This window comes from Tissierella sp. (assembly GCF_032104385.1).
Taxonomy (GTDB): Bacteria; Bacillota; Clostridia; order Tissierellales; family Tissierellaceae; genus Tissierella.
The window spans coordinates 169,008-192,096 of sequence record NZ_DAMCHJ010000001.1 but is presented as its reverse complement, the minus strand read 5'-3'; the positions used below and the strand labels follow the sequence as shown (position 1 = coordinate 192,096).

Below are 23,089 nucleotides of genomic sequence, written 5' to 3'. Positions count from 1 at the left end.
TAAAAAAGTTTAAAACAGGAAAATAATGGTATATAATAAATATAAGATAATATAAAAGATAAATTTGTAATGATACCTAATGACTATACAATAGTTGGAATAATATGGTATAATATAAGAAATAAATATATTTTATTGGTGCTTTCCACCGATAAAGGCAAATTTAGTGAAAACTAAAGACGCAAAACTAAAGGGCCTTCCTTAGAGATAAGATGGCAGCCAGTTACCGAAAGGAGAGTTTTTTATGTCAAAAAAACGTAGAATTATATCTTTATTGACTATGATTTTAACTTTATTCACGTTATCAGTTAATGGGCAAGCTACAAGTGCTTATATTGATAAATCTAAAGTAGATAATGGAGTAATAAATGTTAACTATAATAGCAGTAAAAGTGTAGCAGTTAGAGTTAGTAAAGGAAATACAAATTATGATTATATATTAAATGGTAACAATACTATACCTCTACAATCTGGAGATGGAGATTATATTATTTCTATACTTGAAAATGTAGAAGGTAAAAAATTTAAACAAATTGCTAAAGAAACCGTTACATTAAAAGCATTAAATCCAAATGAAGTATATTTACAATCCATTCAAATGATTAATTGGAATAACGAGATGAATGCTATAAAAAAAGCAAAAGAATTGACTAAAAATGCTAAAAATGATAAAGAAAAGGCGACAGCTATTTATAACTATATTGTAAATACTATAAGCTATGATAATGATAAAGCAAGTAGGACAAGTTCAAACTATATACCAAATATAGATAGTACATTAAAAGCACAAAAAGGAATATGTTATGATTATGCTTCCCTAACAGCTTCTATGCTTAGGTCAGTAAATGTACCTACTAAATTAATCATGGGATATAAAAATGATATTAAAGAATATCATGCATGGAATCAGGTATATCTACAAGATACTAATGAGTGGATTACCATAGATACCACTTATGACGCGGGACTTAAAAATGGAAATACAAAAGTTACGATGATAAAAGATATAAAAGAATATAAAATTGAAAAACAATATTAAAATAGCAAGGTTATTCCTTGCTATTTTAATATTTATAAGGTTAAGAATGATTGAAACAGGGTATCTATAACAATGAATCTTCCATTATATTCGGATATAATTTAGTCATAAGAATATCTACTAATATATGAAGCAAGTTATAAATTTATATTTTGAAAGGAGCCCAAATATGTTTGTATTAAAAAAATCAAGACCCTGTCACGAGGCTGAATGTATTATATCCCATATTGAAAATATAATTTCGGGAAAAGAATCCATAGAGCCAACGGTGGATTATCCAATTCACCAAAGATTGTTAAAAGCTATAAATTCCCTATTAAATAATGAAAAGCAAATGGCTGTTTCTGCTAAAGATATTTTAGATGTAGCAGCTTCAATTAGCGATTTTGATATGAATATGGCTTATATAGCTGAAAATTTAGTTGAGTTTTCTAACGAGATGGCTAGCCTGAGTGAATCCAATGTTGCCATAGTTCAAGAAACAAATGCTAGTATGAATGAAGTCAATGAAACAATAAATGATGCCACAAATATTCTCTCTGATTTATCAATGCAGTCTGGAAAACTGTTGAATAGTAATCATGATGGTCTTACACAACTAGTGGAAGTAGTGGAACTTAAAGAAAATGTAATGAATGATGCTCATGAAATGAAACAACAAATAGATAAGCTAGTTGAAATGACTAATAAAATCTATGAGATAGTAGAGGGAGTAAGTAAAATAGCAGATCAGACTAATTTATTAGCATTAAATGCATCTATTGAAGCAGCAAGAGCGGGAGAACATGGTAGAGGATTTGCAGTAGTTGCAGAAGAGATTCGAAAATTGGCAGATGATACCAAGAGGAATTTAGACGGTATGAATTTATTTGTTGGAAATATTCAAAGAACAGCTAATGATGGAAAGAATAGTATGGATAATACAATAAATTCTACAGAGAAAATGAGTTCACAAATAGATAGTGTCAAGGGCACAATCGAAGAAAATGTTGAAATGCTAAATCATTCTTTAGAAGATATAAAAGAAATAACTTCTTCTATGAAAGGAATTAAAATTGCTGCTAACGAAATAAATGCAGCCATGGATGCTTCTAGCAGAGATGCTGAAGAACTAAGCTCAATGACAATTAAAATCAATGAGTATGCTTTAAAAAGTAAGGATTATGCAACTACAATAGCCAATATAGATAATAAATTGTCTACAACGACTAAGGATATGATGCATGCTTTATCTGGAGGTAAAAATGCATTAAATAATGAAGAAATATTAAATATAGTAAATAATGCTTTAAATTCTCATCAAAACTGGATAGGAAAACTTAGTGGAATGGTGGAAGATATGGAAGTTTTGCCGATACAAACCGATGGCAATAGATGTGCATTTGGCCATTATTACAATAGTATTATAGTTAGTGATCCAAGAATAAAAGACATATGGAAAGAAATAGATAGTATTCATCATGAGTTCCATAGTAGAGGTGATGATGTAATAAAAGCAATAAGAGATGAAGATAAAGATGGAGCTTTAATGTACTTAAATGAAGCTAGAAATAGAAGTAAAGAAATGACTAATATTTTAAATAATATTAAATCTATTATATCTGAGGAGTAGTAAAAATAAATATAAAAAGCAAGGATAAGTCCTTGCTTTTTATATTCCTTCAATATTATTGAGGATTTAGAATATGAAATCAAAACCATTGATAAGGTAATTTGATATTCAATATAGTATAAAATAAAAAATCAACTAAAGAAAACTCGGATTTTGTCGAACATATTAATAAACAAACAAATTAACTTTAAGTTAATTGTAATTATGATACTTTTTAGAGTTTTAATATGGATAAGAATGTATTATAATCCACAATTGATAAAAAAGAAAACTAAGGAGAATGATGTGTGGAAATGTTAAAAAATATTAAAGTAAGAGTTAAATTTTTGATTGCATTTTTAATTATAATATTAATATCAGCTGGTTCGAATTATTTATCTTTAAGTAAATTAAAGGTAATAAATGATAATGAAAAAATAAGTGATCATAATGTAGAAGAGTTGGTAAGATTAGCTAATTTGGAGAAAAATTTATTGGAAGTTCGAGGTGATCTACAAGCTATAGCATATAATATAGATTCTCAAGCAAATGAGAATTATTTTAAAAATATTAAGTCATTATTTAATGATAGTGATAGATTAATTTCAGAATATGAAAATAGTGAATTTGATTATCTTGAAGGAGAAGAAAAAGTTTTTAATGTTTTAAAAACCAACTATAATCAGTATAAGGTAAATGCAGAATCTATAATTGAATCAAGGAAATCAGGAAAAGATGAAATTGCTCAGCAACAATATGGGAAGAGTATACAAACTAAAGATATAGTAATAAATGAGCTGCATAAAATAACGAACATGAATCAAAATAGTTCTGAAGAAATTAAGATAAAAAACCAAGAAATTTTTAATAATTCTAGACATATGGCTAATATAATACTTATTATTTCTTTAATTATAACTATTGTTATGGGCATATATATGTCAGAAAGTGTAGTAACCGTACTAAAGAGAATACAAAATTATTCAGAAGCTTTAGCAAACTATGATCTTACTCAAGATATTAATGACAATAGAAAAGATGAGTTTGGAATTACAATAAGAGCTATCAAAGATATACAAGATAATTTGAAAGATCTTATCAGAATTGTAATAGATAAATCACAGGATTTAAGTGCCTCAAGTCAAGAACTTTCAGCTACAATTGAAGAGCTTAATGTAAAGTTCATTGAAATAAATGATTCTACAACAGGAATAGCACAAGGAGTGCAAGATGCAAGTGCTGCAACTGAAGAAATGTCGGCTTCTTTGGAAGAAGTAACTTCAAGAATGGAGATGCTTGCTTCAAGTGCTTCTGATGGTAATGATAAGTCATATGAAATAAAAGATAAAGCTATAAAAACTAAAAATATAAGTGGTGAATCTAGAGATTTGGCTATAAGATTATATAATGAAAAGGAAAGAAGTATTTTAAAGGCAATTGAAGATGTTAAGGTAGTAGAAGAAATACAAAACATGGCAGAAATAATATCAGCCATTGCCGAGCAGACAAATTTATTGGCTTTAAATGCAGCTATAGAAGCAGCTAGGGCAGGTGAGAATGGTAGGGGATTTGCAGTAGTTGTAGAAGAAGTAAGAAAATTAGCAGAACAATCATCAGAAACTGTTCAAATAATAGAAAGTACAATTTTAAAGGTTCAGGAAGCTACTAAAAACTTATCCGATAATGCTAAAGAAGTATTAGAATTTATGGATGATACAGTAATGAAAGATTATGATGCATTTTTTACTACATTGGATAACAATGTAGAGGATTCAAACTTTATAAGTGATATGTCTGGGGATATTGCCTCAATGGCACAAGAAATAACAGCTACTATGAATGAATTAAGTCAAGTAGTAGAAAGTTTAGCTAAAAATTCTGAGGTTTCAAGTGATAATACAGTATATATATCTGAAGGGATGGATGAAATAGCATTAGGAACAGACCAGATATCTATTGCTGCCGTAAGTCAAGCTGAATTAGCAGAAAGTCTCAATGACATGGTAACGAAGTTTAAAATATCCTAAGGATTACGTAGCTACAACAGCTAATAAGATACTGTAACGACTAAGGATATGGAAGTTTTACCAATACAAACTGATGGCAATAGATGCGAATTTGATCATTATTACATTAGTGATTCAAGAATAAAAGACATATGGAAAGAAATAGATAGTATTTACTGTAGAGGTGATGATATAATAAAAGCAAGGACAAGTCCTTGCTTTTTTCTATTCCTTAGATATATTATTTTTCCTTTTCTTTATAAATCTCCATACTAAATAAGCTAAGATTCCTATAATCAAGCCATAAGGAAGGAAATATATAAAAGATATAATAAGATTTTCAACATTGTCAGTGAAAAAATACATTGAATTCTTAAAGGCGTTTCCTATCTTAGTCCAGAATGGAGTTTTTATATTTTCGCTAGGGATTAGTTTTGCTACCTCTTCAAGCTGAAATTGAACAGTACTATAATTCACTTTATCATCCATATCCATTATATTAGCAGTTAAATTTTCTTTTTCGTAGATTATATTACTTAACTGGTCTTCAAGGGCTATGATATCTTCCATCTTTTCAGCTTTCTTTAGTAAGTCGAGTATTCTTCCTTCTTTAATTTCTAAAACTCTTAATCTAGACTTGGTATCTTTATATTGTTTAGTAATATCTGCTTTAGAAGTATTTTCGGAGATAATATTTCCAATTTCTTTTAAATCTATAACAAACTGATTTAAATTTTCCTTTGGAATTCTTATAGTATATTCAGAGTATTTGAGTCTAGCAGAATTATAATAATTATTATGAAAGATATTAGAGTTCTCAACATATCCTTTATGTTTTTCTATAATTGCAGTTAGTTTATTAGTAGTATCTACAAATTCTTTAGTTTGCATAGAAATTGATATTGTAGTAATAATCTTTTCAGGTTCCGTTGTACCATATTGCCCTTTAGATTCTTCATTTTCATTATTATCCATTTCCCGCCATTGTTCAGTTGGAGGCATATCTTCAGTAGCCATATCATATGACTCAGATTTTTTTGCACCGCAACCTGAAAATATTAAAGAAAAAGATAAAATTAAACTTACTATAAAAAATAACTTTTTATTTTTCACCATTATCATCTCCTTTTACTAAATTATACAATAATTTGATAAATAAGGAGATACAAAACAGTTACAATATAATATTTAGATAATTTAAAAAATAACTAAATATATAATTGACAAATAAGAAAAACAAGAATATAATAAATATTGGAACAGTGTTCCAATATTTAGATTGCGAAGGGTGATAAAATGTCAGAAACAATTGTTGCTGTTGATCGTGCCCTAGATGTATTACTTTTATTATACAACAATGGACAAGAAATAGGAGTATCTGAGATTGGTAGGGAATTGGGACTCCATAAAAGTACAGTACATAGAACCTTAGCCACATTGGAAAATAAAGGATTTGTACATCAAAATAGGGAGAATGGTAAATACTGGCTTGGCACGAAGATATACGCCATGGGTTTAAGAGTTGGAGAAAAACTATCATTAGTTGACATTATTAGACCCTATGCAAAGGAATTATTTGATGAATTCCAAGAGGTTGTTAACGTATCAATATTAGATAAAGACTCACATGATGGATATAAAACCATTATAATACTAAAAGAAGTAGATACCAATAAGGTGCTATCAGTTAATCCAAATATCGGATCTAGTTCTGATGCACATGCTTCATCAGTTGGTAAATGTCTACTTGCATTTTCCAAGGATATAGATTTTAATAAGATTTCAAATAATCATTTAAAAAAGCATACGGAGAATACATTATCTAATAAGGATGAACTAATAAAGGAATTGAAAAAGGTAAAAGAAGATGGCTATGCTATTGACGATGAAGAACAGGAATTAGGACTATATTGTATTGGAGCTCCTATTTTAGATAAGAATGGCGATGCAATTGCGGCCATTAGTATGTCAGGGCCTACTGCTAGAATGAAAAGACAAGATATAAATGATAAGATATTAAAGGTAGTAGAAACAGCAAAAGAAATTAGTCTTGCTACAAGACAATTAAGATAAAATCAGGTGGTATAAAAATACCATCTGATTATACAAAAGATAAATTTATTTTTTATTTAACTATTTTTCGGAACGGTGTTCTAATTTAACAAGGGGAACCATTCCTTTTTGCTTACGTAATTTTCGGAACGGCGTTCTAATATAAGAGAGTTATTAAATAAAAGGCAATCAAAGTGATAGGAGGAAGGTTATGGGAACTTGTGAGGAAAAGATACAACCAAGCTTTGGAATTTCTTTATTTACGCTTATATCAGTAATTCTAATTCTTGTTGTAGGTATTACTGTATTTAAGGCTGATATTCATGCCCTATTACTTATTTCACTTAGTTTTAGCTGCATAGTTTCTTTTAGATTAGGATATAGCTTTGATAATCTTATGGAGGGAATGGAAAGAAGCTTAACGGAGATTTTGCCAGCTATGATGATATTTATACTTATTGGTGTAATCATAGGATCATGGATTATGGCAGGTACTGTTCCAGCAATAATTTACTATGGACTTAAGATATTAACTCCATTATGGTTTTTACCTGTGGGGCTGTTGCTTTGTAGTTTAACTTCTATAGCTACAGGAAGTTCTTGGGGGACAGTTGGTACTGTAGGTATAGCCTTAATGGGTGTAGGAAATGGGTTGGGAATTCCAGCTCATATTACAGCTGGAATGATAGTTTCAGGAGCTTATTTTGGAGATAAAATGTCAACTATATCTGATACCACAAATTTAGCAGCAGCTGCTGCAGGCACTAATTTATATGAACATGTTAAGTCCATGTCATATACTACTACACCAGCATATATAATAACATTGATTTTATATACTTTAATTGGATTTAAATATTCAAAGGGTAGTGTAAATAAAGAAGAAGTTGATTTAATAGTAAATACTTTAGGAACAAACTTTAATATGAATCCGATTATATTTTTACCTATGATAGTATTATTTACTCTCAATATAAAGAGGGCATCAGCAGTACCTTCTATGATAATAGGAGCTGCAGCTGCAGTTGTCATAGCTATTGTCTTTCAAAAAGCAACTATAAATGCTGCACTTCTTTCACTGAATTATGGATATTCGGGAAATACTGGAGTTGAAATAGTAGACAAGCTTTTAAATAGGGGAGGTATCCAAGAGATGATGTGGACATTTTCCTTAGCATTTATAGCAATATCGTTGGGTGGAGTTTTACAGCAAGTTGGTTTTCTAGATAGGTTAATAAAAGGATTTATTGGGAATGTAAACAACCCTGGAATATTAGCATTAATAGTTATATCAACTACTACCCTTGGAATAGCAGCAATGGGAGAAGTGTATTTGAGTATAATACTCAATGGGAATTTATATAGAGAAGAATTTAAAAAGAAAGGTCTAAAGCCAAATATGCTCAGTAGGCTTCTAGAAGAAGGTGGAACTCTGATGGAGATATTTATTCCTTGGTCAACAGGAGGAGCATTTGTTGCAGCCACACTTGGGGTAGAAAATTTTAAAATAGCACCTTATGCTCTACTAAGTATTATAAATCCAATTTTATCAATAGTTTTCTCTTTCTTAGGTATATACGTGTTGTGGGAAAGTAAGCCAATAAAGAAAATAATTAGATTAAAGAAAAAAACTGTTTAAAATGAATTTAAATTATGAAGGAGGCAAGTATGAACATTTTAGTTATTAACCCTGGTGGGACTTCAACGAAGATATCTGTGTTTAAAGGAAAAGAAGAAGTATTTAAGAAAAACATATCTCATACTCAAGCAGATTTAAATGACTATAATACTGTATTTGAACAATATGAGTATAGAAAAAGACTGATAATTAATACTTTAAAGGAAAACAACTTTCCTATTGAAACATTTCATTGTGTAGTAGGCAGAGGGGGACTTATGAAACCAATAGCTGGTGGTACATATGCAGTGAATGACAGAATGATAGAAGACCTTCGAAATGCCATAAATGGAGAACATGCTTCTAATCTAGGTTCAGTATTAGCTAAGAATATTGGAGATGAAATAGGAGTACCTTCATTTGTAGTTGACCCAGTCTCTGTAGATGAATTTCAAGATATATCAAGAATTACTGGTTTATCCGATATTGAGAAAGCAAGTTGGCTCCATTCTTTAAATCATAAAGCAGTTTGTAGAAAATCTGCTGAAAAGATGGGCGGAAAGTATGAGGATTATAATTTTATAGTTGCACACTTAGGCTCAGGTATATCCATAGTAGCTCATAGTAATGGAAAAATGATAGACGGAAGTGGTGGTAGATCAGATGGTCCATTTTCACCAGAGAGAAGTGGTGGAATACTCACTTATCCATTAATTAAATTATGTTATTCAGGAAAATATACCGAATCCGAAATGATAAATAAAGTTAGTAACATTGGTGGTATGTATGATTATTTAGGTACAAAAGATATGATTGAAATAGAAGAAAGAATAAAGAGTGGAGATGCAAAGGCTAAACTAATCATGGATTCATTTATATACCAGGTATCTAAGGAAATCGCTATGTATGGCGCTTCACTATATGGTAAGGTGGACAAGATTATCCTAACTGGTGGAATAGCTCATTCAGAACTGATTACATCAGAGGTAACTAAGAGAGTTTCTTATCTAGCACCTGTAGAAATTATACCAGGAGAAATGGAAATGGAAGCCTTAGCTCTAGGAGCTTTAAGAGTATTAAGTGGTCAAGAAGATGAAAAAATCTACAAATAATAGGAGGTGTATTTGTGATAAAAAATTTTAATAATTTAATCCAAAAGGTGAAAGAAGTAGAAAAATCTACAGTATGTGTGGCTGCAGCTGATGATGAGGAAGTATTAAAGGCAGTAAAAATTGCTACAGATATTGGATTCATTGATTCTATATTAGTAGGAGATAAGGAAAAAATTGAAGCAATAATAAAAAATATAGGATTAAGAGATTATAAAATAGTACATAAGGAAAGTTCTGAAGAAGCAGCCTTAGAAGCAGTAAAAATTGTAAAGTCAGGTAAGGCTAATGTACTTATGAAAGGCCTTGTAAATACCAGTGTATATATGAGAGCTGTTCTAAATAGAGAGAATGGACTAAGAACAGGTAGATTATTGTCATTACTTGCTGTATATGAATTACCGGGATACCATAAATTACTTTATTGTACTGATAGTGGAGTAAATGTTAGTCCAACTTTGGAACAAAAAAAGGATATATTGACTAATGCATTACTAGCTTTACAAGGTATAGGAATGGACATGCCTAAGGTAGCTTGTTTAGCGGCTAATGAAATGGTAGACCCTAAAATATCCTCAACTGTAGATGCAAAGGCTCTTGTAGAGATGGTTGAAAATGATGAAATACCAAAATGTATTATAGAAGGACCTATTGCCTTTGATGTGGCATTTGACTCTCATGCTGCAGAGCATAAGGGAATTAATAGTAGAATTTCAGGAGATGTGGATTTATTAGTATTTCCAAATATGGAAACTGGAAATGCATTAGGTAAGTCTTGGCTACATTTTAATAAGGCAAAATGGGCTGGAATAATTCTTGGAGCATCCAACCCAGTGGTACTTGGTTCAAGGTCAGATACTGCAGAGATAAAAGTAAATTCAATAGCTCTAGCGTGTTTGGCTTCAAATATAAAATAATTAGGAGGTAGTAAAAATGAAATTTGCTAATCGTATGGAGGTATTAAAACCTTCAGATATTCGTGAAGCTATGAAGTTGATTGCTGCAAATCCTGGAACTATTTCTTTTGCCGGAGGATTACCTGATCCTAATCTTTTTCCAGCAGAAGCAATGAGAGAGGCAACAGATAAAATATTAAGGGAAAACCCTGAAGTTGCCCTACAATATGGACTTACTCTAGGAAGAGTATCTCTAAGGGAAAAAATAGTTGGTCTTATGGCGAGAGAAGGAGTTAAAACTACAGTTGATAATATAGCTATTACAACTGGTTCACAACAAGCAATTACCGTTGCTGCAATGATGCTTTTAAACGAAGAGGATATAATAATTACAGAAAATCCATCTTATTTGGGAGCTTTCGCGGCGTTTAAGCCATTTGCAACTAACTATGTAGGTGTAAATGGTGATGAAGAAGGTATGCTAATGGATGAACTTGAAGAAGTAATAAAGAATACATCAAAAGCAAAGATGATTTATGTAATTCCTAACTTTCAAAATCCTACAGGCAGAACTTGGTCATTAGAAAGACGTAAAGAACTTATAGAAATAGCTAATAAATATGATTTACCAATACTTGAAGATAATGCTTATGGCGAAGTAAGATTTGAAGGAGAAAGAATTCCATCAATAAAATCCTTAGATACAGAAGGTAGAGTAATTTATTTGGGATCATTCTCAAAAATTCTATCTCCGGGACTAAGAGTAGGGTGGGCATGTGCAGATAAAGAGATTATATCTAAATATGAGTTAGTAAAAAATGGCTTAGACCTACAATCAGCTGAATTAGCTCAAATGCAAGTTGCTGAATTCTTAGACAATAATGATTTAGATGAACATTTAGCTAAGATTAATTCAGTATATAAGGAGCGTAGGGATTTAATGATTAAAACAATTAATGAAGAATTCCCTAAGGAGGTAAAATATTATTATCCTAAGGGCGGTATGTTTGTTTGGGTAGAATTACCATCCCATATCAATACAAGAGAATTGCTTAAAAAAGCAATTGAAAAGAAAGTAGCATTTGTGCCAGGTGGCTCCTTCTATCCTGGAAATGACTGCGAAAGCTCATTACGTCTAAACTTCTCAACTATGACAAATGATAAAATAGTAGAGGGTATGAAAATATTAGGTAGATTATTAAAAGAAAATATATAAATTAAAATGACATCAAGGAATACTAGGTGGATCTATATTTAGAGTTTCAAATTAAATAAAAAATAAAAATTAAAGGAGTTGCCCAGATGAACAAAAGATTAAAGGTTTTTATAACTATATTTTTTATAGGCGCAGGATATGCGATTACTTACGCCCTACCATTTGTCCAACATGTATTTGCAGATCCACTGGCAGAGGGGTTAAATGCATCATATGCTCAATTAGGTACTTTGATAGCTATTTATGGTATTGGAAATGTAATAGGTGCTCCTATCGGTGGATGGCTATGTGATAAGTTTAACCATAAAACTATCTATCTACTTTCATTAGTTGGAAATGGAATATTATGTTTCTTATTTGCAATGAATATGAACTATAAATTTGCAATAGCCATATGGATAGGATTAGCAATAACAGGATTATTTGCTTATTTCCCTTCACATGTGAAGATAGTTCGATTACTAGGTGATGAAGATAATCAGGGACAAGTATTTGGACTGGCAGAAGCAGCAGGAGGAGTAGGTAGTGTTATTGTTAATGGTATTGCATTATTCCTATTTGCAAGAGCAGCATCAAACGTTGGTGGCATAAAGTATGTATCAATAGGATATGGAGTTGCATCTATTGTAATTGCTGCAATACTTTTCTTTTTAATTGATAGTCCAGAGAAAGTAACGGATAAAAAACAATCCGATGTTGATAAGGTTAAAGCATCTGATTTTATAGAAGTATTAAAACTTCCAGGAACCTGGTATACAGGAATTGCAATATTCTGTGTTTATTCATTATATGCATCCTTACAATCTTTTACTCATTATTATACAAATGTACTTGGTATCTCTGCAACTATTGCAGGTGGAGTTGCTATTGTTAGAACCTATGTAATTCGTACTTTCGGTGCTCCCCTAGGTGGTTATGTAGGAGATAAAATAGGATCAGTATCGAAAGCAATTGGTATAGCAGCAGCTGGTGCAATCTTAACAATTTTAGCAATTATGATTTTACCACACTCTACACCTATATCCATATTTATAGCATTAACTTTATTAGTATCAGTATTCACTTATGTAGGTAGGGCAAATATGTTCGCAGTACAATCAGAAGTTAAGATTCCAGAAAAGTTCTCTGCTACAGCAGCGGGGATTACATGTGCCATAGGTTTTTCACCAGATTTATTTCAATATACATTATTTGGGAACTGGATAGATAAATACGGAAATGGAGGATATAAATATATATTTATATATACAATGGCAATTTTAGCAGTAGGTATTGTAAATGCTATATTTTCAATAAGATACAAGAAAAAGGTTGAAACACAAGGAAATAACTAATATTTATTGATCCTATTACTAAAGGGTTATTAGGATCAATAAATACATCATTAATCGGAACGATGTTCTGATTTATAAACTTAAAAAGGAGGAAGGGTAATGGAAAAAGTATTAACTAAAACAGAGAGATGTAAGCAATGTGGTCTTTGTATACAAGTTTGTCCAAAGCAGGCTATATCCTTTGGTGAAAATATTAATGCAGCAGGATATAACTACACTGTTATAGATCACAATAAATGTATTGCATGTGGAATGTGTTATACAACATGTCCAGATGGAGTATATGAAGTATTAGGAGACAAGTAATATAAAAGGGAGGTAAAGAAAATGGCAGACATGATGAAAGGTAATGAAGCTATAGCAGAATCGGCTATAAGAGCAGGTGCTAGACTTTATGCAGGATATCCAATTACTCCTTCTACGGAGATAATGGAATATATGTCTTGGAGAATGGCAGAGGTAGGTGGAACATTTATCCAAGCAGAATCTGAAATTGCAGGTATAAATATGATAATTGGTGGTTCAGCTTGTGGAGTTAGAGCAATAACAGCATCCTCAGGGCCAGGAATAAGCTTAAAACAAGAAGGCATGACAACTCTTTCTGATGAGCAATTACCAGCAGTAGTAGTTAATACAGTAAGATATGGAAATGGTATAGGAACTCTACTTTCAGCTCAATGTGATTATTTGAGAGAAACAAGAGGTGGAGGAAATGGAGACTATAGGTGTATAGTACTTTGTCCAAGCAGTATTCAAGAAGCCTCAGACCTTACAGTTTTAGCCTTTGACTTAGCAGAAAAATATAGAATGGTATCAGTACTTATGACAGAAGGTGCTTTAGCACAAATGATGGAACCATGTGAATTGCCTAAAATGCAAGAATCGAAAAGATATCCTTGGGGATTTGATGGAAAATATACAAACAAAAAAATAGGTATATTTGATAGAAATAGTATGACAGAAGCAGTAGAGCTTAACGAAAAATATAATACAGTAAAAGCAAATGAACAAAGATGGGAATCATCTTATTTAGAAGATGCAGATTATATATTTATAGCCTACGGACTACCAGGCAGAGCAACTAAAGGAGCAGTAGAAGAATTAAGAGCAGAAGGACATAAAGTAGGATTTATTAGACCTATTACTGCATGGCCATTCCCAGAAAAAGCCTTTTCAGAAGTTAACAAGAATGTAAAAGGATTTATCTCAGTAGAAGCAAACGCTACTGGACAATTAATAGATGATATTGCTTTAACTGTAAAAAGAACACAAGAAAGAAACATACCAGTATATTGTAAACCACATGTATATGGTATACCATCAATAAAAACAATAAAAGAAGATTTCCAAAAAGTAATCTCAGGCGAAATGAAGGAGGTGTATTAGAATGGCAAAGGCAAGAAAAGTTCCAGCGATAATAGATAATCCTATGGGATTCTGTCCAGGATGTGGACATGGAATAGTAATTAGACTTATAGGAGAATGTCTAGAAGAACTGGGACAAGATAAAAATGTAATATTTGGTATAGGTGTAGGTTGCTCAAGCCTTCTAGGTGGAGGATTAGATACTGATAGATTACACTGTTCCCATGGTCGTGTAGGTGCAGTAGCTACAGCTATGAAAAGAGTAAATCCAGAGAATATAGTAATTGCATATCAAGGAGACGGAGATGCATTCAGTATAGGTATTGGAGAAACTACAAGTGCAGCCTACAGAAATGAAAAGTTCACTGCCATTATAATCAACAATACAAACTATGGGATGACTGGTGGGCAAATGAGTAATACCACCATGCCAGGACAAAAAACCTCAACATCAATATATGGTAGAGATTGTACAGTAACTGGTATGCCAATTAAGTTTCCAGAATTAGTAGCATCACAATTTAATCCAGCATATGCAGCCAGAGGAAGTGTACACAATCCGGCACATATAAATAAATTAAAGGGATATATTAAAAATGCCCTAGAAGCACAAATAAATGGAGAAGGCTATTCTGTAGTAGAAGTACTTTCACCATGTCCAACTAACTGGGGAAAGACAGCTACAGATTCAATGACAAGGATAGTAGAAGAGCTTATTCCATACTTCCCACTAGGGGAATTTAAGACTAGGGAGGCGAAATAACATGAAAGAAATAGTATTCGCAGGTTTTGGGGGACAAGGGGTACTTACTGCAGGACTATTGATGTCACAAATGGCTATATTTAAAGGATATCATGCAACATGGAGTCCTCAATATGGATCAGCTATGAGAGGTGGAACTGCTAACTGTACAGTAAAATTTGGTGAAGATTATATTTATCATATTTCAATAGACGAACCAGATATTGTATTAGCTATGAATATACCAGCTTTCAAACAATTTATTCCAGTTGTTAAATCGGGAGGTACAATTGTTGTAAACTCGGACATGGTAGATGCATCTTTAAATACAAGAGATGATATTAAAATCATAGAAGTGCCTTGCATGACTATAGCAAATGAATTAAACCATCCTAAAGGAGCTAACATAGTTATGGCAGGAGTTATAGTAAAGGAATCGGGATACTTTACTGAAGAGGAAGCATTAGAAGGAATGAACGATATGTTTAGGAAAAAGGGAAAAGAAAAATTTGAAGCACTTAATTCAGCTGCATTAAAAGCAGGATATAGTTTTATCTAATATATGTAGAGGCAAGGTATATCTATTCACTTAAGCTTTATCTTTCGTATACATTTCAGAAAAAATCCAGAAGAATAGTTCTTCTGGATTTTTTATTTTATCTTAGTAAAAATATTCTTCTTTATATTTCCTTAGCTAAATGATATAAGGTTTTCACAGGAACTCCTGTAGCTCCCTTAGGCAAATATCCCATTTCTCCAGAAAGGAAGGCTGTTCCTGCTATATCTAAATGAACCCAAGGAGTTTTATTTACAAATTCTTCTAAGAAAAGTCCGGCAGTTATTGTACCGCCTCCTCTTCCCCCAGTATTTTTCAAATCACCAACAGTTCCCTTTATTAAATCTCTATATTCATCATTTGAAGGTAGTTGCCATACTGGTTCACCTGCTAACTCAGAAGCATTTTTTACTTTATTCATTAAGTTTTCGTCATTAGTTATAGCACCAGTATTTACATTGCCCAATGCTACAATACAAGCGCCTGTAAGGGTAGCTATATCAATGATTTTATTAGCCTTTTCAACAGTTGCAGCATACCATAATGCATCTGCTAAAGTCAATCTGCCTTCTGCATCGGTACTCCATACTTCTATGGTTTTACCTGCCATAGAGCCAATTACATCTCCAGGCTTATATGCTTCACCAGAAATTAAGTTTTCACAAGCAGCTATAATCCCAATAACATTTTTATTTAGCTTAGATTTAGCAATAGCTTTCATAGCACCAATTACAGAAGCAGAACCACCCATATCGCTATACATATTCACCATACTATCTCCAGGTTTTATAGAATATCCACCTGAATCATAAGTAAGTCCCTTACCAACAAGAGCAAGTTTTTCTTCAGATGAACTGTCTCCATTCCATTTCATAACTATGAACTGAGGTGGAATAGCTGAACCTTTAGAAACAGCTAGAAAAGCTTTCATTCCCAACTCTTCTATTTTATCTCTATCATAAATATTTACCTCAACTCCTAGAACCTCTAACTCTTCCTTTGCTCTTTTAGCAAGTTCAACAGGAGTCATTTCCATAGCAGGCTCATTAACTAAATCTCTTGCTAAAAATATTCCTTCTATAAGATTATTGATTTCCTTAATTCCTTCTTCTACCTTATCTTTTTTATCTTCTAATATATTTAAGAAAAATTCCTTAACTGTAGGCTTTATTTTCTTTTCTGATAAATATTTTTCAAAGGCATATTCTGATTGAAGCAGACCTTCTGCTATTGCCATATTAGTCTTTGTATAACAAAGATTTTCAAACTTAGGAACTGTTACTTCTGCAGATTCTACTTTAAACTTCATTAATTCTTTACCTAATTTATAGAAAGCTTTTCTAAGAGATTCAAATGATATCTTTTCTTTTTCTCCTAGCCCCAGTATTATTACGTTATTTCCTTTAGGTGAAATATCTGAATATACCTCTCCGCAATTACCCTTGAAAATCTCTTTTTTCTTTAGATAATCATATAATTCTTGTGCCTTATTTAATTTCTCTGTTTCTTTAAATACTAAAAGAATTTCTACTTCTCCGCCTGTACCAATTAATATCTTCAAATTAAACACCCCATTCTAATTTATTTAGACACTCTAATTATACCAAAAATAATTAAAATAAAACATATAAAAAAAGACAGTAAATTTATTACTGTCAAATAACTTTTCAAGTCAACCTGAATACCTTAATTCTTAATTAAACACTGGTGGGCGGTATAGGACTTGAACCTACGACTTTCACCACGTCAAGATGACACTCTACCAGCTGAGTTAACCGCCCTTATTTATTCCACAATATATTATCATAAAATATTATATTTATCAATATACTAGATAAATTAACTGTGTATACATTGCCTATTCAAAACTTACAGAATATTATAAAAACCATTGAAGTTAAATTATTAATAGAGTATGATATAGAAAATAGGGATTATATATGGGGGGAATGATAGTATGAGAAGTATTTCAATCAAAGTAAAGCTTCTAATAGTTTTTATATCAATAACCATATTATTAGGGATTGTATGTATAATAGGTAGGTTTAATATGAAAGAAATCTACAATGCAGGGGATAGAATGTATAGTCACAATCTTAAAGGAATTAATGAGTTGCATGAAATACGAGAAAATCTCCTAAATACTAGAGCGGTACTTAACGAATTAGTTAATACAAAGGAAATTGAAAGAATTTCTTCAATAGTTGATATTATGGAAAATGATAGAGATAAAAATCAAGCTTTAATAGAATCCTATAGTAAAAAGGAATTATCTGTGGAAACAAATCAGACTTGGAACATCTTTCTTGAAAATCTTAAATCCTATAGTGATAAAAGAGATAATCTGATTGAAATCATACTTAAAGATGGAGGTTTAAATGACACAAAGATATTAAAGGATGTGACAACTGCTAGTGAAATAATGTTCAGACGTATTGGAGAACTTATAGATATTAATCAATCAATGGCTGAAATGGAGAATAAAAGCAGTTTGGAAAGATATAAAAAGGCATCTGCCGATATGATGATTTTTATTCTAGGTGGATTTGCCATTGCTATAATTGCTGGACTTTTTATGTCCTCATATATTTCAAAGGCCTTAAATAAAGGTGTAAAATTTGCAGAAGCATTAGGTAATGGAGATTTAACCTATGAGATAAATACAGATACAACAGATGAAATAGGTAAATTAGTTAATTCATTAAAGGAAGCTCAAGCTAGGATGAGGGCAATCATAGTGGAAATTTCTCAAGGTTCTAAAGAAGTATCAGATTCATCTGAAGAGTTATCTGCAATAACAGAAGAAATCAATAGTACTTTTAATATAATATCTAATAGAACCATGAGTATAATAGAGGATATACAAAGCGTAAATTTTGCAACAGGAGAACTAACTAATTCCACTGAAGAAGTAAATTCTGGAGTTACACAACTTGCAACTAGTGCATTTGACGGAAGCAATGAATCTGCTAAAATAAAAGAAAGGGCTATGACAATTAGGCTACAAGGACAAGAATCCAAGAAAATTGCAGATAAATTATTACAGGAAAAAGAAAAAGCTATAATAAATGCTATAGAAGCTGGAAAAGTAGTAAATGAAATATCTGTTATAGCCGATTCTATAGCAGAAATATCCACTCAAACCAATCTATTGGCACTTAATGCAGCAATAGAGGCAGCAAGAGCAGGTGATAGTGGCAGAGGGTTTGCTATAGTGGCGGATGAAATTAGAAAATTGGCAGAAGAATCTGAGGAATATGTATCAAAAATTCAGTCTGTAGTTGCAAATGTAGATATTGCTTTTACAAATTTATCTAAGAATTCTAAGGATATCTTAGAGTTCATAAATCATAGTGTGACTAAAGACTATGACCTTTTGGTATCAACAGGAATAAACTATGAGAAAGATGCAGTCTTTGTAAACAATATATCTCAAGATACAGCAGCTATGTCAGAAGAACTAAATGCATCAACTGAGGAAATATCATCTGTAATCTTGAATATTGCAGGAAATATGAACAATGCCCATGAGAATTCAGATAAAATTAGAATAGGGATGAATGAAACTAAGGAGGCATTAGAGCAAATTGTAATGGCGACGGAAAATCAAGCTACCATAGCAGATAGATTAAATAGTCTAATAAAAGAATTTAAGGTGTAACCTATAATTTTATAGGTTTTTTAGAAATTGTCAGGAGATATTCTCTTGGCAATTTTTTTCAATTACATATTTGTTGTGATATAATATTTTTATTAATATAGTTGAGGAGGGTATTTATGAAGAAAATTTTATCAATTATTATATTAATGTTAATTATAATTAACACCACAGTCTTAGCAGAGGAACATATAGAGCCATTAATAGAAAAGGCTATTGTTATTGAGGCGGGAGAAGCACAAGAAAAAGATGAATTTGGAGAATATGTCCAAACACAAAAAGTTACATTGAAGATTACCAGTGGGAAATATAAAGATAAAATAGTAGATATAGAAAATGATTTATCAGATAACATGGCATATAATATTTTTGTGAAAGAAGGGGACAAAGTAGTAATAGCTATTGAGGAAATAGCAGATGGAGAATATAATATAAATATTGCAGATTATCAAAGAGCCGATTTTATATTATATTTAATTATTTTATTTGTTGTTTTAATTCTTATAGTTGGGAGAATGAAAGGACTAAAGGCCATTATATCATTGTCTTTAACCATAGGAGCTGTATTTTATATATTATTACCTCAAATATTAAAAGGAGCAAATCCTGTACCTATATCTATATTGATTTCAATAGGAGTTACAATAATAACTATATTTTTAGTATCTGGTGTCAATAATAAGAGTATAGCAGCAATATTAGGTACTTCTTCAGGGGTTATTATAGCAGGGATAATATCATATTATGTAGGATCAAAGATACATTTAACAGGGTTAAGTGCAGAGGAAGCTACAATGTTAATGTATATTCCACAAGAAATAGAGTTTGATTTTAAAAACTTACTTTTTGCAGGTATAATATTAGGTTCCTTAGGAGCAGTAATGGATGTGGGAATGTCCATAGCCTCATCCATAGAGGAGATACATAGTGCAAATAACAATCTTTCAAGAAAAGAATTATTTAAATCGGGTATGAATGTAGGTAAGGATGTAATGGGAACCATGACCAATACCTTAATACTTGCATATACTGGCTCATCTATTCCTCTTTTATTATTATTTATGGCATATGAAACATCCTTAATTAAGATTATGAATTTAGATGTAATAGCTACGGAAGTTATCAGGTCATTATCAGGAAGTATTGGGCTTGTACTGACTATTCCAATCACAGCACTAATAGCTAGTGTATTGACTAAAAAAGTAAGAGGAGAAGATATAAAAAATGAATAAAGAAGTAATATTATCGTTGGGACTTACAACTATAGTAGGGTTATCAATGGGAATTGGAAGTTTATTATCTTTCTTTGTAAAGGAAACTAATAAAAGATTTTTAGCCATAGCCTTGAGTTTTTCAGCAGGAATAATGATATATGTGTCTTTTATGGCAATTTTACCGGAGGGCATGGAGTTAATAGAAACATATTTTGGAGAGCATAGCAATTTTATAGCTTTAGGTGGATTTTTTGGAGGTATGCTCATTACTGCTATAATAGAAAAAATAGTCCATAAATATGGAGGGCATTATCATGGACATGATGAACATGAACATCATCATGAAGAAAACGAAGAACATCTATCTAAGTTAGGACTTATGTCGGCAGTTGCAATAGCTATACACAATTTACCTGAAGGATTATCTATATTTACTGCAGGATTGAAGGATATATCTCTAGCAATTCCTTTAGCAGCAGCCGTAATTCTTCACAATATACCATTGAGCATTGCTATATCAGTGCCGATTTATTATTCTACTGGGAGCAAGAAAAAGGCATTTGTTTATTCCCTATTAGTAGGATTATGTCAGCCTTTCGGTGCAGTAATAGGGTATTTAATCTTATCAAAACTTTTCAATGATTTAGTATTTGGAATTCTTTTTTCCATAGTGGCAGGTATTATGATATTTGTATCCTTAGATGAATTGTTACCATCATCCCAAAAATATGAGGATCATCATATATCTGTATATGGAGCCATTGCAGGAATGGCAGTTATGGCATTATCTATGAGTATATTTCATCATCATTAAAGCAGTAGAAATTTTTAACTCTTAGGAAAATGTAAATTAAAAGATTGTCAGAAGAATTTTTCTCTAGAAAATTTATTTATTCTTATAAATAAACTTGTAAAGTTGATAAAAAGCAGAGAACAGTAATAAAGAGATTACTGTTCTTTTATTACTTTTATAATTAATTGAAGGAGGAATAAATTTGAAAGGATATAGACTGAAACCCAAGAAGGATCAGATGACTTCAATGGAAAGAATGACTGCTTTTGCAAAGGGAGAAGATATAGATCGGATACCTTGCAGTATTAGTACTGGGGAAACTATGGTTTCCTTTATAGGTATAGACACTAAAGAGTATTATTATTCTGCTGAAAGAATGGTGGAACTGGAGCTTGCATTATATGAAAGATTTGGAGCTGATGGTGTTAAAATTTCAACTTCCTTAAGAGGTGTTAGTGAGGCTATGGGTTCTAAGTTACATTATCCAGATAATGGTCTTCAATTATTAGAAACCCCTGCTATAAAGAATGTAAAGGATATAGTAAACCTAATACCATTAAACCCTGAGAAAGGGGGCAGATTACCTATTGTATTTAAAGCTTTAAAGATGTTAAAAGGGAAGATAGGTAATAAGGCAAAGGTGGGATTGGGATTAACAGGACCTTTTAGTACAGCGGCATCTTTAGTAGGTACAGAAAATTTATTAAAGTGGATAATTAAATATCCTAAGGATATCCATATATTGATGGAAATAGTAACTGAGTCCAACAATAGACTAATTGAGAGAGCTGTAGAATTAGGAGTAGGAGTAGGATTTTCTGATCCCGTTTCTTCTACAAATGTAATTGGTGTTAAGCATTTTAATGAATTTTCTGCGCCCTATATTAAGAAGAATGTAGATAGAATGAAAGAATTAACGGGAGGTAGTATATCCATACATATCTGTGGTAAAAGCAAAGATATATGGGAATCTGTAATGAATACTGGAATTTCTAGTTTTAGCATAGATAATGAAGAAGACCTTGGTGATGCAAAAGAAATAATGGGGAATAGGATAACAATATCAGGAAATGTTCCCCCAGTAGATGTGATGAGACTGGGTACCGTAGAAGATGTCCTTAAGTCTGCAAAACAATGTATTAGAAAAGCTTATGACTCTAATAAGGGATTTGTTCTTTCAGCAGGATGTCAAATTCCTATGAATACACCAATAGAAAATATTCAGGCATTAGTTGATGCTGCGAGAATATATGGACATTATCCTATTAATGAAGAATTGCTATTAAGTGAGGAATAGGTAGAATCATATAGATAAAAACTATAAATAAGCTGCTCCAATAGATATATTTAATTGTACTATAGAAATATGATATGCTATTATGAAAGTATCGAAATATGTCGAAATATATGTAAAATACATAGTATGTATAGATTCTATATTTAATTAAAGATTATTATATTGAATGAGGATTGGATTACTATAAGAAAGGAGTAAGATAATATGCCATTAATAATCTTAAAGATGAAAGAAGGCGTTTTAAAAGATAGCAATATGAAACAAGATGCAATAGAAAAAGTTAGCCGTGCTTTAGCAGAAGCCATAGGTAATGAAGATTATTATACTAAGACTACTGTAATCATTGAAGAACATCCAAGTGAGAATTGGGGATGCGGAGGGAAATCCACTTGTTCTAGATAGTAGATTTATAGATATTTTTGTATAAATAAATTTTCAATAATCAAAGTTGTAAAAATATAACCTCGACAAAATGTTGAGGATTATTTTTATGAAAATAAGAAAAGCTTTGTATAAGGATATGCAGATAAAATTTAATTAGTAAATCAATTACTAATTAAATCAGATAAGTAAGGGTTGCTTATACTTTATCTAAAAAATCCT

Annotated in this window: 20 protein-coding genes, 1 tRNA gene and 1 riboswitch; of the genes, 18 read left to right on the top strand and 3 right to left on the bottom strand. The window is 31.4% G+C overall.

Translation table 11 applies throughout. From position 1 onward, the window contains the following. The first annotated feature begins 146 nt into the window (after positions 1-146). A riboswitch (cyclic di-GMP riboswitch) is annotated at positions 147-231 on the top strand. A gap of 13 nt (positions 232-244) precedes the next feature. From RT714_RS00865 to RT714_RS00855, 3 genes are all read left to right on the top strand, one after another. Continuing rightward, on the top strand, positions 245-1,039 hold the full coding sequence (locus tag RT714_RS00865) for a transglutaminase-like domain-containing protein (RefSeq protein WP_313755727.1): 795 nt from the start codon (positions 245-247) through the stop codon (positions 1,037-1,039). A 169-nt stretch (positions 1,040-1,208) separates the two neighbouring features. Further along, entirely contained in the window at positions 1,209-2,651 is a 1,443-nt protein-coding gene (locus tag RT714_RS00860; RefSeq protein WP_313755726.1) for a methyl-accepting chemotaxis protein, read from the top strand. A 293-nt stretch (positions 2,652-2,944) separates the two neighbouring features. Then, complete coding sequence (locus RT714_RS00855; RefSeq protein WP_313755934.1) at positions 2,945-4,657, top strand: methyl-accepting chemotaxis protein; 1,713 nt, start codon at positions 2,945-2,947, stop codon at positions 4,655-4,657. A 204-nt stretch (positions 4,658-4,861) separates the two neighbouring features. Here RT714_RS00855 and RT714_RS00850 read toward each other — a convergent pair whose 3' ends face one another. Further along, complete coding sequence (locus RT714_RS00850; RefSeq protein WP_313755725.1) at positions 4,862-5,749, bottom strand: DUF4349 domain-containing protein; 888 nt, start codon at positions 5,747-5,749, stop codon at positions 4,862-4,864. Positions 5,750-5,932: 183 nt separating this feature from the next. On the opposite strand from RT714_RS00850, the gene RT714_RS00845 reads away from it, so the two are divergent. The 10 genes from RT714_RS00845 (at position 5,933) to RT714_RS00800 (ending at position 15,527) form a co-directional block, all read left to right on the top strand. Beyond that, positions 5,933-6,709 (top strand): IclR family transcriptional regulator, encoded by a 777-nt coding sequence (locus RT714_RS00845; protein WP_313755724.1) that lies wholly within the window; start codon positions 5,933-5,935, stop codon positions 6,707-6,709. A gap of 190 nt (positions 6,710-6,899) precedes the next feature. Further along, positions 6,900-8,327: a Na+/H+ antiporter NhaC gene (nhaC, locus tag RT714_RS00840; RefSeq protein ID WP_313755723.1), complete on the top strand. Its 1,428-nt coding sequence runs from the start codon at positions 6,900-6,902 to the stop codon at positions 8,325-8,327. Between the two features lie 29 nt (positions 8,328-8,356). Continuing rightward, positions 8,357-9,418, top strand: a complete 1,062-nt coding sequence (gene buk / locus RT714_RS00835) for a butyrate kinase (protein WP_313755722.1) — start codon at positions 8,357-8,359, stop codon at positions 9,416-9,418. Positions 9,419-9,432: 14 nt separating this feature from the next. Beyond that, positions 9,433-10,332: a bifunctional enoyl-CoA hydratase/phosphate acetyltransferase gene (locus RT714_RS00830; RefSeq protein ID WP_313755721.1), complete on the top strand. Its 900-nt coding sequence runs from the start codon at positions 9,433-9,435 to the stop codon at positions 10,330-10,332. Positions 10,333-10,348: 16 nt separating this feature from the next. Beyond that, positions 10,349-11,527, top strand: coding sequence for a PLP-dependent aminotransferase family protein (locus RT714_RS00825; protein ID WP_313755720.1), 1,179 nt, complete (start codon positions 10,349-10,351; stop codon positions 11,525-11,527). A gap of 86 nt (positions 11,528-11,613) precedes the next feature. Next, entirely contained in the window at positions 11,614-12,861 is a 1,248-nt protein-coding gene (locus RT714_RS00820) for an MFS transporter (RefSeq protein WP_313755719.1), read from the top strand. Between the two features lie 99 nt (positions 12,862-12,960). Beyond that, positions 12,961-13,167 (top strand): DUF362 domain-containing protein, encoded by a 207-nt coding sequence (locus RT714_RS00815; RefSeq protein WP_132983016.1) that lies wholly within the window; start codon positions 12,961-12,963, stop codon positions 13,165-13,167. A 21-nt stretch (positions 13,168-13,188) separates the two neighbouring features. Beyond that, positions 13,189-14,247, top strand: a complete 1,059-nt coding sequence (locus tag RT714_RS00810; RefSeq protein ID WP_313755718.1) for a 3-methyl-2-oxobutanoate dehydrogenase subunit beta — start codon at positions 13,189-13,191, stop codon at positions 14,245-14,247. Position 14,248: 1 nt separating this feature from the next. Continuing rightward, positions 14,249-14,989, top strand: a complete 741-nt coding sequence (locus RT714_RS00805; protein WP_313755717.1) for a thiamine pyrophosphate-dependent enzyme — start codon at positions 14,249-14,251, stop codon at positions 14,987-14,989. A gap of 1 nt (position 14,990) precedes the next feature. Further along, positions 14,991-15,527, top strand: coding sequence for a 2-oxoacid:acceptor oxidoreductase family protein (locus tag RT714_RS00800; protein WP_132983013.1), 537 nt, complete (start codon positions 14,991-14,993; stop codon positions 15,525-15,527). Between the two features lie 121 nt (positions 15,528-15,648). On the opposite strand, the gene RT714_RS00795 is transcribed toward RT714_RS00800, so the two are convergent. Both RT714_RS00795 and RT714_RS00790 read right to left on the bottom strand, forming a co-directional pair. Continuing rightward, positions 15,649-17,094 (bottom strand): leucyl aminopeptidase, encoded by a 1,446-nt coding sequence (locus tag RT714_RS00795; RefSeq protein ID WP_399325510.1) that lies wholly within the window; start codon positions 17,092-17,094, stop codon positions 15,649-15,651. A gap of 135 nt (positions 17,095-17,229) precedes the next feature. Then, positions 17,230-17,305 (bottom strand) — tRNA-Val (locus RT714_RS00790). A 176-nt stretch (positions 17,306-17,481) separates the two neighbouring features. Between RT714_RS00790 and RT714_RS00785 the strand changes: the two genes are divergently transcribed. The 5 genes from RT714_RS00785 to RT714_RS00765 all read left to right on the top strand — a co-directional run bounded on the left by RT714_RS00785 (position 17,482) and on the right by RT714_RS00765 (position 22,888). Beyond that, on the top strand, positions 17,482-19,185 hold the full coding sequence (locus RT714_RS00785) for a methyl-accepting chemotaxis protein (RefSeq protein WP_313755715.1): 1,704 nt from the start codon (positions 17,482-17,484) through the stop codon (positions 19,183-19,185). A gap of 116 nt (positions 19,186-19,301) precedes the next feature. Continuing rightward, positions 19,302-20,414 carry a YibE/F family protein gene (locus RT714_RS00780; protein ID WP_313755714.1) on the top strand — a complete coding sequence of 371 codons (1,113 nt, stop codon included), beginning with the start codon at positions 19,302-19,304 and terminating at the stop codon, positions 20,412-20,414. Next, positions 20,407-21,210: a zinc transporter ZupT gene (gene zupT, locus RT714_RS00775; protein WP_313755713.1), complete on the top strand. Its 804-nt coding sequence runs from the start codon at positions 20,407-20,409 to the stop codon at positions 21,208-21,210. The genes RT714_RS00780 and zupT overlap by 8 nt, the downstream gene beginning before the upstream one ends. Before the next feature lie 181 nt (positions 21,211-21,391). Beyond that, a complete protein-coding gene (locus RT714_RS00770) occupies positions 21,392-22,486 on the top strand; it encodes a uroporphyrinogen decarboxylase family protein (protein ID WP_313755712.1) in 1,095 nt (364 codons plus the stop codon). 204 nt (positions 22,487-22,690) lie between these two features. Next, positions 22,691-22,888 carry a tautomerase family protein gene (locus RT714_RS00765; RefSeq protein WP_313755711.1) on the top strand — a complete coding sequence of 66 codons (198 nt, stop codon included), beginning with the start codon at positions 22,691-22,693 and terminating at the stop codon, positions 22,886-22,888. The last annotated feature ends 201 nt before the right edge of the window (positions 22,889-23,089 follow it).

Excerpts from the sequence above, each read along its gene's own strand:
- RT714_RS00855 (WP_313755934.1), top strand. The coding sequence starts at position 2,945 with ATGTTAAAAAATATTAAAGTAAGAGTTAAATTTTTGATTGCATTTTTA.
- RT714_RS00805 (WP_313755717.1), top strand. The coding sequence starts at position 14,249 with ATGGCAAAGGCAAGAAAAGTTCCAGCGATAATAGATAATCCTATGGGA.
- RT714_RS00780 (WP_313755714.1), top strand. The coding sequence starts at position 19,302 with ATGAAGAAAATTTTATCAATTATTATATTAATGTTAATTATAATTAAC.
- RT714_RS00860 (WP_313755726.1), top strand. The coding sequence starts at position 1,209 with ATGTTTGTATTAAAAAAATCAAGACCCTGTCACGAGGCTGAATGTATT.
- RT714_RS00800 (WP_132983013.1), top strand. The coding sequence starts at position 14,991 with ATGAAAGAAATAGTATTCGCAGGTTTTGGGGGACAAGGGGTACTTACT.
- RT714_RS00845 (WP_313755724.1), top strand. The coding sequence starts at position 5,933 with ATGTCAGAAACAATTGTTGCTGTTGATCGTGCCCTAGATGTATTACTT.
- nhaC (WP_313755723.1), top strand. The coding sequence starts at position 6,900 with ATGGGAACTTGTGAGGAAAAGATACAACCAAGCTTTGGAATTTCTTTA.
- RT714_RS00815 (WP_132983016.1), top strand. The coding sequence starts at position 12,961 with ATGGAAAAAGTATTAACTAAAACAGAGAGATGTAAGCAATGTGGTCTT.
- RT714_RS00765 (WP_313755711.1), top strand. The coding sequence starts at position 22,691 with ATGCCATTAATAATCTTAAAGATGAAAGAAGGCGTTTTAAAAGATAGC.
- RT714_RS00785 (WP_313755715.1), top strand. The coding sequence starts at position 17,482 with ATGAGAAGTATTTCAATCAAAGTAAAGCTTCTAATAGTTTTTATATCA.
- RT714_RS00825 (WP_313755720.1), top strand. The coding sequence starts at position 10,349 with ATGAAATTTGCTAATCGTATGGAGGTATTAAAACCTTCAGATATTCGT.
- RT714_RS00810 (WP_313755718.1), top strand. The coding sequence starts at position 13,189 with ATGGCAGACATGATGAAAGGTAATGAAGCTATAGCAGAATCGGCTATA.
- RT714_RS00865 (WP_313755727.1), top strand. The coding sequence starts at position 245 with ATGTCAAAAAAACGTAGAATTATATCTTTATTGACTATGATTTTAACT.
- buk (WP_313755722.1), top strand. The coding sequence starts at position 8,357 with ATGAACATTTTAGTTATTAACCCTGGTGGGACTTCAACGAAGATATCT.
- zupT (WP_313755713.1), top strand. The coding sequence starts at position 20,407 with ATGAATAAAGAAGTAATATTATCGTTGGGACTTACAACTATAGTAGGG.
- RT714_RS00820 (WP_313755719.1), top strand. The coding sequence starts at position 11,614 with ATGAACAAAAGATTAAAGGTTTTTATAACTATATTTTTTATAGGCGCA.